Source organism: Paracoccus stylophorae (assembly GCF_028553765.1).
Taxonomy (GTDB): domain Bacteria; phylum Pseudomonadota; class Alphaproteobacteria; order Rhodobacterales; family Rhodobacteraceae; genus Paracoccus; species Paracoccus stylophorae.
On the sequence record NZ_CP067134.1, the window covers coordinates 665,462 to 679,158 of the forward strand.

General features: G+C 68.0%; 14 protein-coding genes. 9 read left to right on the top strand and 5 right to left on the bottom strand.

From position 1 onward, the window contains the following. The first annotated feature begins 267 nt into the window (after positions 1-267). Complete coding sequence (locus JHW45_RS03270) at positions 268-1,602, top strand: ammonium transporter family protein (RefSeq protein WP_272859533.1); 1,335 nt, start codon at positions 268-270, stop codon at positions 1,600-1,602. A 94-nt stretch (positions 1,603-1,696) separates the two neighbouring features. Here JHW45_RS03270 and JHW45_RS03275 read toward each other — a convergent pair whose 3' ends face one another. Then, positions 1,697-2,698, bottom strand: coding sequence for a polyprenyl synthetase family protein (locus tag JHW45_RS03275; protein WP_272859534.1), 1,002 nt, complete (start codon positions 2,696-2,698; stop codon positions 1,697-1,699). Positions 2,699-2,773: 75 nt separating this feature from the next. Between JHW45_RS03275 and JHW45_RS03280 the strand changes: the two genes are divergently transcribed. The 3 genes from JHW45_RS03280 to JHW45_RS03290 are packed head-to-tail and all read left to right on the top strand — an operon-like array spanning position 2,774 to position 3,958. Next, positions 2,774-2,983 (top strand): putative signal transducing protein, encoded by a 210-nt coding sequence (locus JHW45_RS03280; RefSeq protein WP_272859535.1) that lies wholly within the window; start codon positions 2,774-2,776, stop codon positions 2,981-2,983. After that, complete coding sequence (locus JHW45_RS03285) at positions 2,976-3,734, top strand: tRNA1(Val) (adenine(37)-N6)-methyltransferase (RefSeq protein ID WP_272859536.1); 759 nt, start codon at positions 2,976-2,978, stop codon at positions 3,732-3,734. Before JHW45_RS03280 ends, JHW45_RS03285 begins: the two co-directional genes overlap by 8 nt. Before the next feature lie 59 nt (positions 3,735-3,793). Next, on the top strand, positions 3,794-3,958 hold the full coding sequence (locus JHW45_RS03290; RefSeq protein WP_272860522.1) for a YdcH family protein: 165 nt from the start codon (positions 3,794-3,796) through the stop codon (positions 3,956-3,958). Between the two features lie 74 nt (positions 3,959-4,032). Here JHW45_RS03290 and phbB read toward each other — a convergent pair whose 3' ends face one another. The 3 genes from phbB to JHW45_RS03305 all read right to left on the bottom strand — a co-directional run bounded on the left by phbB (position 4,033) and on the right by JHW45_RS03305 (position 7,046). Next, positions 4,033-4,758: an acetoacetyl-CoA reductase gene (gene phbB / locus JHW45_RS03295; protein ID WP_272859537.1), complete on the bottom strand. Its 726-nt coding sequence runs from the start codon at positions 4,756-4,758 to the stop codon at positions 4,033-4,035. 90 nt (positions 4,759-4,848) lie between these two features. After that, positions 4,849-6,021, bottom strand: a complete 1,173-nt coding sequence (locus JHW45_RS03300; RefSeq protein WP_272859538.1) for an acetyl-CoA C-acetyltransferase — start codon at positions 6,019-6,021, stop codon at positions 4,849-4,851. A 254-nt stretch (positions 6,022-6,275) separates the two neighbouring features. Next, positions 6,276-7,046: an EAL domain-containing protein gene (locus JHW45_RS03305; protein ID WP_272860523.1), complete on the bottom strand. Its 771-nt coding sequence runs from the start codon at positions 7,044-7,046 to the stop codon at positions 6,276-6,278. Positions 7,047-7,191: 145 nt separating this feature from the next. Between JHW45_RS03305 and JHW45_RS03310 the strand changes: the two genes are divergently transcribed. Next, positions 7,192-7,767, top strand: coding sequence for a DNA-3-methyladenine glycosylase I (locus tag JHW45_RS03310; protein ID WP_272859539.1), 576 nt, complete (start codon positions 7,192-7,194; stop codon positions 7,765-7,767). On the opposite strand, the gene JHW45_RS03315 is transcribed toward JHW45_RS03310, so the two are convergent. Beyond that, positions 7,742-8,290 carry a TlpA disulfide reductase family protein gene (locus tag JHW45_RS03315; protein WP_272859540.1) on the bottom strand — a complete coding sequence of 183 codons (549 nt, stop codon included), beginning with the start codon at positions 8,288-8,290 and terminating at the stop codon, positions 7,742-7,744. The two genes, JHW45_RS03310 and JHW45_RS03315, sit on opposite strands and share 26 nt — an antisense overlap. 23 nt (positions 8,291-8,313) lie before the next feature. Between JHW45_RS03315 and argH the strand changes: the two genes are divergently transcribed. From argH to JHW45_RS03335, 4 genes are read left to right on the top strand one after another with little or no spacing between them, the layout of a single operon-like run. Continuing rightward, positions 8,314-9,720 (top strand): argininosuccinate lyase, encoded by a 1,407-nt coding sequence (gene argH / locus JHW45_RS03320; RefSeq protein WP_272859541.1) that lies wholly within the window; start codon positions 8,314-8,316, stop codon positions 9,718-9,720. Continuing rightward, complete coding sequence (locus tag JHW45_RS03325; RefSeq protein WP_272859542.1) at positions 9,717-9,866, top strand: lipoprotein; 150 nt, start codon at positions 9,717-9,719, stop codon at positions 9,864-9,866. Before argH ends, JHW45_RS03325 begins: the two co-directional genes overlap by 4 nt. After that, positions 9,867-11,132 carry a diaminopimelate decarboxylase gene (gene lysA, locus JHW45_RS03330; protein ID WP_272859543.1) on the top strand — a complete coding sequence of 422 codons (1,266 nt, stop codon included), beginning with the start codon at positions 9,867-9,869 and terminating at the stop codon, positions 11,130-11,132. Further along, positions 11,123-13,687, top strand: coding sequence for a DUF4175 domain-containing protein (locus JHW45_RS03335; RefSeq protein WP_272859544.1), 2,565 nt, complete (start codon positions 11,123-11,125; stop codon positions 13,685-13,687). The genes lysA and JHW45_RS03335 overlap by 10 nt, the downstream gene beginning before the upstream one ends. Positions 13,688-13,697 lie beyond the last annotated feature (10 nt).

The window sequence follows — 13,697 nt, forward strand, 5'->3', positions numbered from 1 at the left end:
TCCGGGTGAGGGAATTGGCCTGACCAATCCGTGATAGCGGGCCTCGCAGCGACGCAACGCGTCGCCGCCCCGCGCCGCCGATTTCCGCTTTCGCGACCTGCCGCGACAGCGGGCAGGGCGGGCGCCGTCGTGGCGGTCTTTCGGGCAGATCGCATTTCCGCGCCGCGGCGGGCGGGCCGGCCCTTGTGCAAACGGCGCGGGACCGGGGACCAAGGTGGCAGGAAGCGGCCGGTTTCGGCGGTCGCTGGACCAGAAGACAGGTGAACGATGACAAGAACGACCCCAGCCCTGATCGCGGCGATGGCTCTGGCGGCATGGCCCGCCATCGCGCAGGATGCCGCCGCGGCGCCCGACCCCGCCGCCCCGGCCAGCGCCGCCGACATGGCCTATATCTTCAACACGCTGCTGTTTCTGATCGGCGGTTTCCTGGTCATGTGGATGGCCGCAGGTTTCGCCATGCTGGAGGCGGGGCTGGTCCGGTCGCGGAACGTGACCACGCAACTGTTCAAGAATGTCGCGCTGTTCGCGATTGCGGGCATCATGTACTGGCTGATCGGCTATCACCTGATGTATCCGCCCGACTGGACCGTGCCGGGGCTGATCGGCCAGTTCTTCAGCCCCAGGGCGCTGGATGCGGTGGGCGCGGGCGCGGCGCGGGACGGCTATTCCGCCGGGTCGGATTTCTTCTTTCAGCTGATGTTCTGCGCCACCACCGCCTCGATCGTGTCGGGCACCCTGGCCGAGCGGGTGAAGCTGTGGCCGTTCATGATCTTCACCGTGATCCTGACCGGGCTGATCTATCCGGTCGGCGCAAGCTGGCAATGGGGCGGCGGGTTCCTGTCCGAACTCGGCTTTTCGGATTTCGCCGGCTCGACCCTTGTCCACGCGGCGGGCGGGTTCGCGGCGCTGGCCGGGGCGCTGGTGCTGGGCGCGCGTCACGGCAAGTATCGCGCCGACGGCCGCATCCAGCCGATGCCCGGATCGAACCTGGCGCTGGCCACGCTGGGGACATTCATCCTGTGGCTGGGCTGGTTCGGGTTCAACGGCGCCTCGCAGCTGGCCATCGGATCGGTCGGCGACGCGGCCGATGTCAGCCGGATCTTCGTGAACACGAACATGGCCGCCTGCGCGGGCGTGATCGCCGCCATCGCCACCACGCAGCTGCTGTATGGCAAGATCGACCTGACCATGGTGCTGAACGGCGCGCTGGCCGGGCTGGTGTCGATCACGGCGGAACCGCTGACCCCCTCGATCTTCGCCGCGATCCTGATCGGCGGCGTCGGCGGGGCGGTCGCGGTGGCGGTCGTGCCGCTGCTGGACAGGTTCAGGATCGACGACGTGGTGGGCGCGATCCCGGTGCATCTGGTCGCCGGTATCTGGGGCACGATCATCGTTCCGGCCACCAACCCCGACACCGCGTTTCTGACGCAGATCGCGGGCGTGGTCGCCATCGGCGGCTTTGCCTTTCTTGCCAGCCTTGCCGCCTGGCTGATCCTGCGGGCGACCATCGGCATTCGCGTGGATCGCGAGGCCGAGATCACCGGGCTGGACATCCGCGAGATGGGGATGGAAGCCTATCCCGATTTCGTTCAGGCCGGATAGGGCAGGGGTTTGTGCCGCAGACGGGCGGTCCGCGCCGGCGGGCCGCCCTTGCTGGCGCGGGGGTCAGGGCTGCCGCCGCGCCGGGACACGCGCCTCAGGCGACGCGGCTGACGACGAAATCGGCCAGATCGGACAGCATGTCGCGGATCGGATGATCGGGCAGCGGGTCCAGCGCGGCCTTGGCGCGACCGGCCCAGTCCAGCGCGTCGGCCCGCGCCCCCTGCATCGCGCCGTGACGCGCCAGCAGATGCAGCGCGTGTTCCAGATCGCCGTCGCGCTGGTCGCCTTTCTCGATCACCCGGACCCAGAAGGCGCGTTCGTCGTCATCGGCGCGGGCCACCGCCTTGATCACCGGCAGGGTCAGCTTGCGTTCGCGGAAATCGTCGCCGACATTCTTGCCGATGGTCTGCGTCGCGCCGCCGTAATCCAGAAGGTCGTCCACGATCTGGAACGCGATGCCCAGCGCGTCGCCGTAATCGTGCAGCGCGGCGATCTGCGCCTCGGGCGCGCCGGCGATCACGCCGCCGACCTCGGTCGCGGCCGAAAACAGCGCGGCGGTCTTGCCGCGGATGACCTGAAGATAGACATCCTCGTCCGTGCGCAGATCCTGGGCGGCGGTCAGTTGCAGAACCTCGCCCTCGGCGATGGTGGCGCTGGCGTTCGACAGGATCTCCAGCGTACGCATGTTGCCCGGCTCGACCATCAGCTGAAAGCTGCGGGCGAACAGGTAATCGCCGACCAGGACCGAGGATTTGTTGTCCCACAGCAGATTTGCCGTCGGACGCCCGCGCCGCTGCCGGCTTTCGTCCACGACATCGTCATGCAGCAGCGTAGCGGTGTGGATGAATTCGACCGTGGCGGCCAGATGGACGTGATACGGCCCGTCATATCCCGTCAGCCGGGCCGCCGCCAGCGTCAGCATCGGCCGCAGCCTCTTGCCGCCGGCCTCGACCAGATGGGCCGTCACCTCGGGGATGCGGGGGGCGTGGCGGCTGGACATGCGCGCCCGGATCAGGTCGTTCACCGCCTGCATTTCCGAGGCCAGTTCCGCCGACAGCCGATCCAGCGGTTTCTGGACGTTTTCGTTCACACCCATGCCCACACCCCTATTTGCGATCCACGGATTGCCACGCCATCGACAAATTCGCAACCGCCCCTTAACTGTTTGCCCATGAAAGAGCTATTGCGCAGCACCGATCCCGTCCGCCTTTCGCACGCCCTGCACCTGCTTGAGGCCGAGGGGATCCTTGCGTTCGAACTGGACCAGCACATGAGCGTGCTTGAAGGCTCGATCGGCGTGCTGCCGCGCCGGATCATGGTCGCGGATCGCGATGAATTCATGGCGCGCGCGATCCTGCGCGACGCCGGGCTGGATGAGTGATCTGCGCGCGGACGGGTTTCTGGACGGACGGCTGCGCATCCTCCAGCCGGCGCGCGGTTATCGCTCGGGTGCGGATGCGGTGATGCTGGCGGCGGCCTGCCCCGCGCAGCCCGGACAATCGGTTCTGGAACTGGGCTGCGGCGCCGGGGTGGCCAGCCTGTGTCTGGGATGGCGGGTGCCCGGGCTGGATCTGACCGGGCTGGAACGGCAGCCGGACTACGCCGATCTCGCCCGCCGCAACGCCGCGGCGAACGGCATCGGGCTGACGGTGGTGACCGGCGATCTGACGCATCCGCCGGCCGCGCTGCGCGCCCGGTCCTTCGATCACGTGATCGCCAATCCGCCCTATTTCCTGGGCGGAACGGCGGCGTCCGATCCGGGCCGGGCCGTCGCGCGGCGCGAGGAGACGCCGCTGGCCCACTGGATCGACGCCGGGCTGCGGCGGTTGCGGCCGGGGGGCGTGCTGACGCTGATCCAGCGGGCCGACCGGCTGGATGCGATGCTGGCCGCGCTGCACGGACGCGCCGGTGCCGCAATCGTCCTGCCCGTCTGCGCGCGCGCCGGGCGCGAGGCCGGGCGCGTTCTGGTCAAAGCGCGCAAGGGCGCGCGCACGCCGCTGCGCCTGCTGTCGCCGTTCGTCATGCACGCCGACGGTGCGCACGGGTCCGATGGCGACGATCTGACGCCGCAGGCGCGATCGGTGCTGCGCGACGGGGCGCCGATTGCCGCCCCGGTTGCGAAAGCCCCGTGACAGAATCGAAAAGCTGTGCTGCAATCGACCCGTTCGACACAACCACAGAGGAGGACGCGATGTCGGTTACTTCCCATGTCGAGGAGCTGCGCAAGAAGCACCATGCTCTTTCGGAAGCCGTGGAGAGAGCACAGAAAAGTCCCGGTTCCAGCGATCTTGAGATTTCTGCGATGAAGCGCGAAAAGCTTCGCCTCAAGGAAGAGATATCCCGACTGTCCCATTGACCCGTTGAACAGTTTCGACCGATGAAAAAGGCCCGCGCATTCCGCGCGGGCCGCTTTCGTTTCGGGGGCCTGTCTCAGGAGAAGAACTGGCCGCCATTGGCGCTGATCGTTGATCCGGTGATGAACCCGGCATCGTCCGACGCCAGGAATACCACCACACGGGCGATCTCCTCGGGCTCCCCCAGCCGGCCGACGGGGATCTGCGGGATGATGCGTTCGTTCAGAACCTTTTCGTCGATGGCGCGCACCATCTCGGTCCCGATATAGCCGGGCGCGATGGCGTTGACGGTGATGCCCGCCCGCGCGCCTTCCTGCGCCAGCGCGCGGGTAAAGCCGATATCGCCCGCCTTTGCGGCGGAATAGTTCGCCTGCCCGGCCTGACCCTTCTGGCCGTTGACCGAGCTGATATTGACCACGCGGCCGAACTTGCGGTCGCGCATCCCGCCCCAGACCGAATGGGTCATGTTGAACAGCCCGGTCAGGTTGGTGTCGATCACCTCTTTCCACTGCTGCGGCGACATCCTGTGGAACATCGCGTCGCGGGTGATGCCGGCGTTGTTGACAAGCACGGCGACGGGGCCAAGCTCATCCTCGACCTTGCGGATGCCTTCGGCGCAGGCGTCGTAATCGGCGACCGACCATTTATAGGTCTTGATCCCGGTTTCGTCCGAGAAAGCCTTTGCGGCCTCGTCATTGCCGGCATAGTTCGCCGCGACCGTATAGCCCGCGTCTTTCAGCGCCTTGGAAATCGCCGCGCCGATGCCGCGCGAACCTCCGGTGACCAGTGCAACCTTCGACATGTCTCCCCCTTTTCGAGATTGAGCGTTCAGGAAATCTTGTTACCGCCGGGATGTGCGGCGCGCAAGATCATTGCGCGCCGATTTGCCCGTTCAGCGTTCGATGCACATCGCGACGCCCATGCCGCCGCCGATGCACAGCGTGGCAAGACCTCTCTTTGCGTCGCGGCGCTTCATCTCGAACAGCAGCGTGTTCAGGACGCGGCATCCCGAGGCGCCGATCGGGTGGCCGATGGCGATGGCGCCGCCGTTCACGTTCACGATCGACGGGTCCCAGCCCATGTCCTTGTTCACGGCGCAGGCCTGCGCGGCAAACGCCTCGTTCGCCTCGACCAGGTCCAGATCGCCGACTTTCCAGCCAGCCTTTTCCAGCGCCTTGCGGCTGGCCGGGATCGGGCCGGTGCCCATGATCGCCGGATCCAGACCTGCCGTCGCGTACGAGGCGATGCGGCCCAGCGGCGTCAGGCCGCGCCGCGACGCCTCTTCCTCGGTCATGACCATGACGGCGGCCGCGCCGTCGTTCAGCCCCGAGGCGTTGGCGGCCGTGACCGAGCCGTCCTTGGTAAAGGCGGGCCGCAGCTTCTGCATCGCGTCCAGCGTTGCGCCGTGGCGGATATATTCGTCCTTGTCGACGACCGTGTCGCCCTTGCGCGACTTGACCGTATAGCCGACGATCTCGTCGTCGAACCGGCCTTCCTTCTGCGCGGCCTCGGCCTTGTTCTGGCTGGCGACGGCGAATTCATCCTGCTGTTCGCGGCTGATCTGCCATTTCTCGGCCACGTTCTCGGCCGTCTGGCCCATGTGGTAATTGTTGAAGGCGTCCCACAGGCCGTCACGGATCATCGTGTCGACCATCTTCATGTCGCCCATCTTCTGACCGGAGCGCAGATAGGCCGCATGGGTGGCCAGCGACATGCTTTCCTGGCCGCCGGCCAGCACGATCTGGGCATCGCCCATCATCACCTGCTGCGCGGCCAGCGCCACGGCGCGAAGCCCCGATCCGCAGACCTGGTTGATGTTCCATGCCGCGGCCTCTTGCGGCAGGCCGGCATTGATATGCGCCTGCCGGGCCGGGTTCTGGCCCTGCGCCGCGGTCAGCACCTGGCCCAGGATCGTTTCGCTGACTTCGGCGGCGTCGACGCCGGCGCGTGCGACCACCTCTTTCAGAACGGCGGCGCCAAGGTCGTGGGCGGGGACGTTGGCAAACGCCCCGAGGAAACTTCCGACCGGGGTGCGGGCGGCGGAAACGATAACGGCTTTGGACATGGCGGGCTCCTTCCCATCTTGCCGGGGGTTCGGCGAATCGTGGTCAGGATGCGGGTTCGCGCCGTCGCGTCAAGCGCAACCGCCCCATCGGCGCGCCCGTGGCAGGTATTTGCAGAGGGTGCATTGCCGGGGTGGATGCGGCCGTTGACGGCGTCGGGCTGCCGATGCGCCGCGCGCGAAACCCGCCTGAACGCCGGCCCGGTGGTGGGTGGCGCGATGCCTCGCCCTTCGCACGCCCGGGTCCACCCGCATGGTCACCGGCTGGCGACCGAGGGCGGGTTCTTCCACGGCGGCGCGATGGTCGGGGCGCCGAAATAATAGCCTTGCAGGCAGTCGATGCCGTTTTCGATCAGGAAACTGGCGTCGTCCGCTGTCTCGACCGATTCGGCGACGGTGAACATGTCGAAATGATGCGCAATCGACATCAAGGCGCGGGTCAGCACCTGGTTGTCGGGATGTTCGGCGATCTCGCGGATGAACTGGCCGTCGATCTTGATCATGTCGAAGCAGAAATCGCGCAGATAACGGAAAGACGTATATCCCGCCCCGAAATCGTCCAGCGCCAGCGAGATGCCCGACCGCTGCACCTCGGCCATGAAGCCGCGCAGCTCGGTCGGCATCCCCATCGCCGAGCTTTCGGTGATTTCAAGGATCAGCCGTTCCCCGACATGCGGATCGTCCGCGATGCCGTTGCGCAGGGTGCGGATCCAGTCGGGATAGCCGATGGAACGGGCGGACATGTTGATCGACAGCCGCAGCGACGGGTCCTCGGTCAGCGCCTGAAGGCCCAGGGTCAGCGACAGGCAGTCGATCTGGCGGCCCAGCTCGGTCGTTTCGGCCACCGGCATGAAATCCTTCAGCGGCACGATCCGGCCCGAATCGTCGATGATGCGAATCAGCCCTTCGTAGAAGGCCGCGCGGTCGGTGCGCTGCGCCTGCACGATGGGCTGGAACGCCAGCACGCCGTTGCCCTTTTCCACCGCGGCGCGCACGGCGGGCAGGGTGATCCGGCTTTGCTGATCCATGGCGTATTCCAGCGGCGAGCCTTTGGGTGGGGTGCCGTTGCTCACATCCTGCCTCATCTTCCATACGGGTCTTGTTGCACTTTGCGCATGATTGCCTAGTTTTCCCTTAACCCGCAGCATTTTCTGGACTCGAGGTTAACGGCGGATGACGCGATGCAGCTGGTGCGGGACCGATCCGCTTTACGTGGCCTATCACGATCGCGAATGGGGCGTGCCCGAACGCGACGGTCGGGCGCTGTGGGAAAATCTGATGCTGGAGGGGTTTCAGGCCGGGCTCAGCTGGATCACGATCCTGCGCAAGCGCGACAGTTTCCGCGCCGAATTCGACGGTTTCGATCCCGAACGGGTGGCCGGATGGGACGCGGCGCGAATCGACCGCGCGCTGCAAAATCCGGGAATCGTGCGCCACCGCGGCAAGATCGCCGCGACCGTCCGGGGCGCGCGCCTGTTCATCGAGATCGAGGGACGCGACGGTTTCGCGCCGTTCCTGTGGTCGTTCGTCGGCGGGCAGCCGATCCGGAACCGCTTTGCCGGCATGGACGAGGTGCCGGCCGTCACGCCCGAATCAATCGCCCTATCGAAGGCGCTGAAAACGCGCGGCTTCGGTTTCTGCGGACCGGTGATCGTCTATGCGTTCATGCAGGCCACGGGCATGGTCAACGACCATCTGACAGGCTGCCCGCGTCACGATCAGGTCAGTCGGCTGTCAACTGCCGGATGACGTCCTTTGCCGCGTCGCTGGACCAGTCGGCGTCGCCCAGAAGCCGCGCGACCTCGTTTCCGTCGCGGTCGATCAGCACCGTCACGGGCAGGCCCACGACGCCCATCTGACGGGCCAACTGCTGTCTGGGGTCCAGCAGCACGGGCAGGTTCTGCACCCCGGTCTCTTCGAAGAACTGGTCGATCTTGGCGGGCGCGTTGCGGCCGGTCGCGATGGTCACGACCTGGAAATCCTCGCCGCCCAACTCGGCCTGAAGCGCATCGAGTGCGGGCATCTCCTCGCGGCAGGGCGCGCACCATGTGGCCCAGAAATTGACCAGCGCGACCTTGCCCTGCCAGTCCGACAGCCGGTGCGTGCCGCCGTCGGGGTCGGTGAACTCGGTTTCGGGGATGGGCGGGGCATCCCTGGACGGCACCAGCTTGACCAGCCCCGCATCATGGGCGGCCTGCCAGTCCACCTGGGCCGCGAAGCCGGTATTTGCACCGATGAGAAGCGCCGTATAAAGCAGGGCAGAACGCAGCATGTGACCTCCGAAGGACTTTCCGTATGACCGACCGGCCCCACGACAAGGACGCCGCCAACAGCATGTGGGGCGGACGCTTTGCTGCCGGACCCGATGCGATCATGGAGGCGATCAACGCCTCGATCGGCTTCGACCGGCGGCTTTACGCCCAGGACATCCGGGGCAGCCGGGCCCATGCCGCCATGCTGGCCGCACAAGGCATCATCAGCGATAGCGATGCGGACGCCATCGGGAAAGGGCTTCTCACGGTGTTGTCAGAGATCGAGGCCGGCGATTTTCCGTTCAGCACGGCGCTGGAAGACATCCACATGAATGTCGAGGCGCGGCTGAAGGACCTGATCGGCGAGGCGGCGGGCCGCCTGCACACCGGCCGGTCGCGCAACGATCAGGTGGCGACGGATTTCCGGCTGTGGGTGCGCGATCAGTGCGATGCGGCGATTGCGGGGCTGCGGGCGCTGATCCGGGCGGCCCTGTCGCAGGCCGAGGCCGGGGCCGACTGGGTCATGCCGGGATTCACCCATCTGCAAACGGCGCAGCCGGTGACATGGGGCCATCACATGATGGCCTATGTCGAGATGTTCGGCCGCGACCTGTCGCGGTTTCAGGATGCCCGCCGGCGGATGAACGAATCGCCCCTTGGTGCCGCCGCGCTGGCCGGCACCGGCTATCCCATCGACCGCGAGGCGACGGCCGCCGCGCTGGATTTCGACCGGCCGATGGCCAACAGCCTCGATGCGGTCTCGGACCGCGATTTCGCGCTGGAGTTCCTGTCGGCGGCCTCGATCTGCGCGGTGCATCTGTCGCGGCTGGCGGAAGAGCTGGTGATCTGGTCCTCGGCCCAGTTCCGCTTTGTGTCGATGTCGGACAAATGGTCCACCGGCTCCAGCATCATGCCGCAGAAACGCAACCCCGACGCGGCCGAGCTGATCCGCGCCAAGATCGGGCGCATCCTGGGGGCGACGGTGGCGCTGTTCACGGTGATGAAGGGGCTGCCCTTGGCCTATTCCAAGGACATGCAGGAGGACAAGGAACAGGTCTTCGACGCCGCCGACCATCTGATGCTGGCGCTGGCCGCGATGGCGGGGATGCTGTCGGACCTGACCGCCAACCGCGACCGGATGGAGGCCGCGGCCTCGGCCGGGTTCTCGACCGCGACCGATCTGGCCGACTGGCTGGTGCGCGAGGCGGGAATGCCGTTCCGTCAGGCGCATCACGTCACCGGATCGTTGGTGGCGATGGCCGAAGGCAAGGGGGTCGATCTGCCCGATCTGACCCTTGCCGACATGCAATCGGTCGATCCGGCGATCACCGACGATGTGGTCGGCGTGCTGGGTGTGCATAATTCCGTCGCCTCGCGGCAAAGCTATGGCGGGACCGCGCCCGATCAGGTGCGCGCGCAGATTGCCCGTTGGAAAGAGAGACTCGCATGACGCGCCTGGCCCTGATCGCGGTGCTGACCCTTGCGGGCTGCGGGGTGGACGGCCCGCCCGAACGTCCCGCCGCCCCCGCGACGCCGCCGAAATCCGGGGTCGCGATCTCGGGTCACGCGACGATGGGCGTCATCACGGAGCTGTAGGTGGATCATTTCAACTATCACGACGGCGCGCTGCATGCCGAGGATGTTCCGCTGTCGCGCATCGCCGATCAGGTCGGGACGCCGGTCTATGTCTATTCCGCCGCGACGCTGAGGCGGCATTTCGGGCTGTTCCGGCAGGCGCTGGACTGGGCCGACCACCTTGTCTGCTTTGCGGTGAAGGCCAATTCCAACCTTGCGGTGCTGAAGCTGCTGGGCGACATGGGCGCGGGCATGGATGTCGTGTCGGGCGGGGAATATGCACGGGCGCGGGCGGCGGGCGTGCCGGGCCAGCGGATCGTGTTTTCCGGCGTCGGCAAGACCGTGGCCGAGATGCGTCAGGCCATCGACGGCGGCATCCGCCAGTTCAACATCGAATCCGAGCCGGAAATGCGGGCGCTGTCGGCGCTGGCCGTCAGCATGGGGGCCGAGGTGCCGGTGACGATCCGGGTGAACCCGGATGTGGACGCGAAGACGCACGAGAAGATCGCGACCGGCAAGTCCGAGAACAAGTTCGGCATCCCCATCGCCCGCGCGCGCGATGTCTATGCCGAGGCGGCGGCGCTGCCGGGGCTGCGCGTGGTCGGCGTGGACGTGCATATCGGCAGCCAGCTGACCGATCTGGACCCGTACCGCGCGGCCTATGCGAAGGTGGCCGATCTGACCCGCGCCCTGCGCGCGGACGGGCACGCGATCACCCGGCTGGATCTGGGCGGGGGGCTGGGCATCCCCTATCGCCGCGACAACAACGCGCCGCCCCTGCCGATCGAATACGGGGCCGTGATCCGCGAGACGGTGGGCGATCTGGGCTGCGAGATCCAGATCGAGCCGGGGCGGAACATCGTCGGCAATGCCGGTATCCTGCTGTCGCGCGTCATTTACCTGAAAGAGGGCGAGGGGCGGGATTTCCTGATCGTCGATGCCGCCATGAACGATCTTCTGCGCCCGGCGATGTATGGCGCGCATCACGACATCGTCCCGGTGGCCGAGCCCGCGCCGGGCGCCGATGTCCAACCCTTCGACGTGGTCGGCCCGGTCTGCGAATCGGGCGACACGTTCCAGAAGGGCGCCCAGCTTGCGCGGCTGCAGGCGGGCGATCTGGTCGCGTTCCGCTCGGCCGGCGCCTATGGCGCGGTGATGGCGTCGGAATACAATTCGCGCCCGCTGGTGCCCGAGGTGCTGGTCCAGGGCGATCACTTCGCCGTCATCCGGGCGCGACCGTCATTTGAGGAAATGCTGGCCCGCGATACCATCCCCGAATGGCTTTGACGCGACGCCCCGATCCGCCGTCACCGCCGGGGGCTGTCTGCCCCCGGACCCCCGAGGATATTTCGACGCCAAAGACCCGCCGGATCGCACGCGCCCTGCGCCTGACCGGCTGGGGCATGGTGTGGGAACGCGGGGCGCGGGCATTCTGGCCCCTGGCGGCGATCCTGTGCGCCCTGTTCGCGGCCTTCGCGCTGGGCGGCGTGGCGGCGGTGCCGGAGGCGGCGCTGCCCTGGGTTGCGCTGCTGGCGCTGCTGGCGGTGGTCGCGACGGCCATCCGGGGCGGGTTGCGGTATCGGCGCGTGCGCGCGTCCGAGGCGGTCGAGCGGCTGGACCGGACCTTGCCGGGCCGTCCGCTGGCGGCGCTGGCCGATCGTGCCGCGCTGGGCGGCGAAGGCGCGCTGTGGCGCGCGCATCTGGCGCAGATGCAGGCCCGCGCATCCGCGGCGCGCGCGGTCAGGCCCGATGCCGATCTGGCGCGGCGCGATCCGTTCGCGCTGCGGCTGGCGTCGCTGGTGGCGCTGGTCATGGCGTTGATCTTTGGCGGCGGCGCGCAGATCGGGCAGGGCATCGGCGCGATCGCGGCCACGGTCGGCCGGCCTTTGGCGGGCGGGGAAGTCGCCTCGGGGCCGGGATGGGAGGGCTGGGCCGAGCCGCCGGCCTATACGCGCCGTCCGACGATCTATCTGAACGCGCTGGATTCGGGGCAGGTGCTGGAACTGCCCAAGGGCAGCGCGGTGACGTTCCGGCTGTATGGCGACGGCGCGACCGTCACCCAGGATATCGGCGCGGTCATCGCCGAGGATGCGCAGGCGCCGGGGTTCCGGGCCGAGCGTTCCGGCCGGATCGCGGTGGGGGATCGCCGCTTTGAGGTGACCGTCCTGCCCGACGCGCCGCCCGCGATCCGCGCAGGCGCCGCGCCGACGCGGCGCGCGGACGGGCGGATGATCCAGGACTTCGAGGCCGAGGACGATCACGGCATCGCCGCGGGACGCGCGCGCATCGTGCTGAATCTGGCCTCGGTCGACCGGCGATTCGGGCTGAAGCCCGCGCCCGAGCCGCGCGATCCGGTCGATCTGGACCTGCCCTTGCCGCGCGGCGGCGACCGGCGCGAGGTCTCGGGCCAGATCGTCGAGGACCTGGCCCGTCACCCTTGGGCGAACCTGCCGGTCAGCCTGACGCTGGAGGCGGTGGACGGCATCGACCAGACCGGCCGCTCGGCCCCGTTCCACACGATCCTGCCCGGACGGCGCTTTTTCGATCCGCGCGCCGCCGCGCTGATCGAGTTGCGCCGCGACCTGCTGTGGTCGCGCGAGAATGCCGGCCGCAGCGCCGAGATCCTGCGCGCGATCACCTGGCGGCCCGACGGGTTCATCGACCGGACCCTGTATCTGCAACTGCGCGGCGCGGTGGGGCAGCTGGAATCCGGCCCGCTGTCCGATGAGGCACGCGACCGGCTGGGCGAGGCGTTGTGGAAGGCCGCAATCCTGCTGGAGGATGGCGGGCTGTCGGATGCGCTGGAGCGGATGCGGCAGGCGCAGGAAAAACTGTCCGAGGCGATCCGCAACGGCGCCAGCCCCGACGAGATCCAGCGCCTGATGGATCAGCTGAAAGAGGCGACCGATGCCTATACGAGGATGCTGGCCGAACAGGGCCAGCAGGACCCGGCAGACCGGTTCACCGAAAACCAGCCCGGCCAGCGCATCACCAGCGACCAGATCCAGCAGATGATGGACGAGATCCAGCGCCTGATGAACGAGGGCCGGATGGCCGAGGCGCAGCAATTGCTGGAACAGTTCAATCGGATGATGGAGAACCTGCAGGTCACGCAGGGCGAGGGCGGCGAGGGGCAGGAGGGCAGCCAGGGCAACCAGCAGATGAACCGGCTGGCCGACACGCTGCGCGAACAGCAGCGCCTGTCGGACGATGCCTTTCGCGACATGCAGGAACAGTTCGGGCAGGGACAGTTCGGCCAGGACGGGACGGAGGACCGCGCGCCCGGCGCGGGCGATCTGGCCGACCGGCAGCGCGGCCTGCGCGAACAGCTGGGCCAGCAGCGCGGGATGCTGCCGGGCCAGGGCAGCGAACCGGGCGACAGCGCCCGCCGGCAACTGGACGAGGCGGGCCGGGCGATGGAGGACGCCGAACGGGCGCTGCGCGAGGGCGATACCGGCGGGGCGTTGCAGCGTCAGGCCGACGCCATCGAAGCGATGCGCGAGGGGATGCGGTCGCTGTCCGACATGATGGGTCAGCAGCGCGGTCAGGCCGATGAGGGCCAGCAGGGGCAGGACGGTCAGGAAGGTCAGGAACCAGGCGGCGAGGCCGGGCGCACGGCGCAGGACGGGACAAGTCGCGACCGGCGGCCGATGCTGGATCCCCTCGGTCGTCAGATGGACGGCAACGGCAACATGATCACCATGGGCAATCCGCTGGCGGAAGGGATCGACCCGGCCCGGCGGGCGCGCGATCTGCTGGACGAGATCCGCCGCCGCAGCGGTCAGCGCGACCGCCCGCAGGACGAACGCGACTATCTGGACCGGCTGCTGGACCGGTTCTGACGCAACGGGT

Bases quoted from the DNA above. Each gene is read 5' to 3' on its own strand.
- JHW45_RS03270 (WP_272859533.1), top strand. From the start codon at position 268: ATGACAAGAACGACCCCAGCCCTGATCGCGGCGATGGCTCTGGCGGCA.
- JHW45_RS03275 (WP_272859534.1), bottom strand. From the start codon at position 2,698: ATGGGTGTGAACGAAAACGTCCAGAAACCGCTGGATCGGCTGTCGGCG.
- JHW45_RS03280 (WP_272859535.1), top strand. From the start codon at position 2,774: ATGAAAGAGCTATTGCGCAGCACCGATCCCGTCCGCCTTTCGCACGCC.
- JHW45_RS03285 (WP_272859536.1), top strand. From the start codon at position 2,976: ATGAGTGATCTGCGCGCGGACGGGTTTCTGGACGGACGGCTGCGCATC.
- JHW45_RS03290 (WP_272860522.1), top strand. From the start codon at position 3,794: ATGTCGGTTACTTCCCATGTCGAGGAGCTGCGCAAGAAGCACCATGCT.
- phbB (WP_272859537.1), bottom strand. From the start codon at position 4,758: ATGTCGAAGGTTGCACTGGTCACCGGAGGTTCGCGCGGCATCGGCGCG.
- JHW45_RS03300 (WP_272859538.1), bottom strand. From the start codon at position 6,021: ATGTCCAAAGCCGTTATCGTTTCCGCCGCCCGCACCCCGGTCGGAAGT.
- JHW45_RS03305 (WP_272860523.1), bottom strand. From the start codon at position 7,046: ATGGATCAGCAAAGCCGGATCACCCTGCCCGCCGTGCGCGCCGCGGTG.
- JHW45_RS03310 (WP_272859539.1), top strand. From the start codon at position 7,192: ATGACGCGATGCAGCTGGTGCGGGACCGATCCGCTTTACGTGGCCTAT.
- JHW45_RS03315 (WP_272859540.1), bottom strand. From the start codon at position 8,290: ATGCTGCGTTCTGCCCTGCTTTATACGGCGCTTCTCATCGGTGCAAAT.
- argH (WP_272859541.1), top strand. From the start codon at position 8,314: ATGACCGACCGGCCCCACGACAAGGACGCCGCCAACAGCATGTGGGGC.
- JHW45_RS03325 (WP_272859542.1), top strand. From the start codon at position 9,717: ATGACGCGCCTGGCCCTGATCGCGGTGCTGACCCTTGCGGGCTGCGGG.
- JHW45_RS03335 (WP_272859544.1), top strand. From the start codon at position 11,123: ATGGCTTTGACGCGACGCCCCGATCCGCCGTCACCGCCGGGGGCTGTC.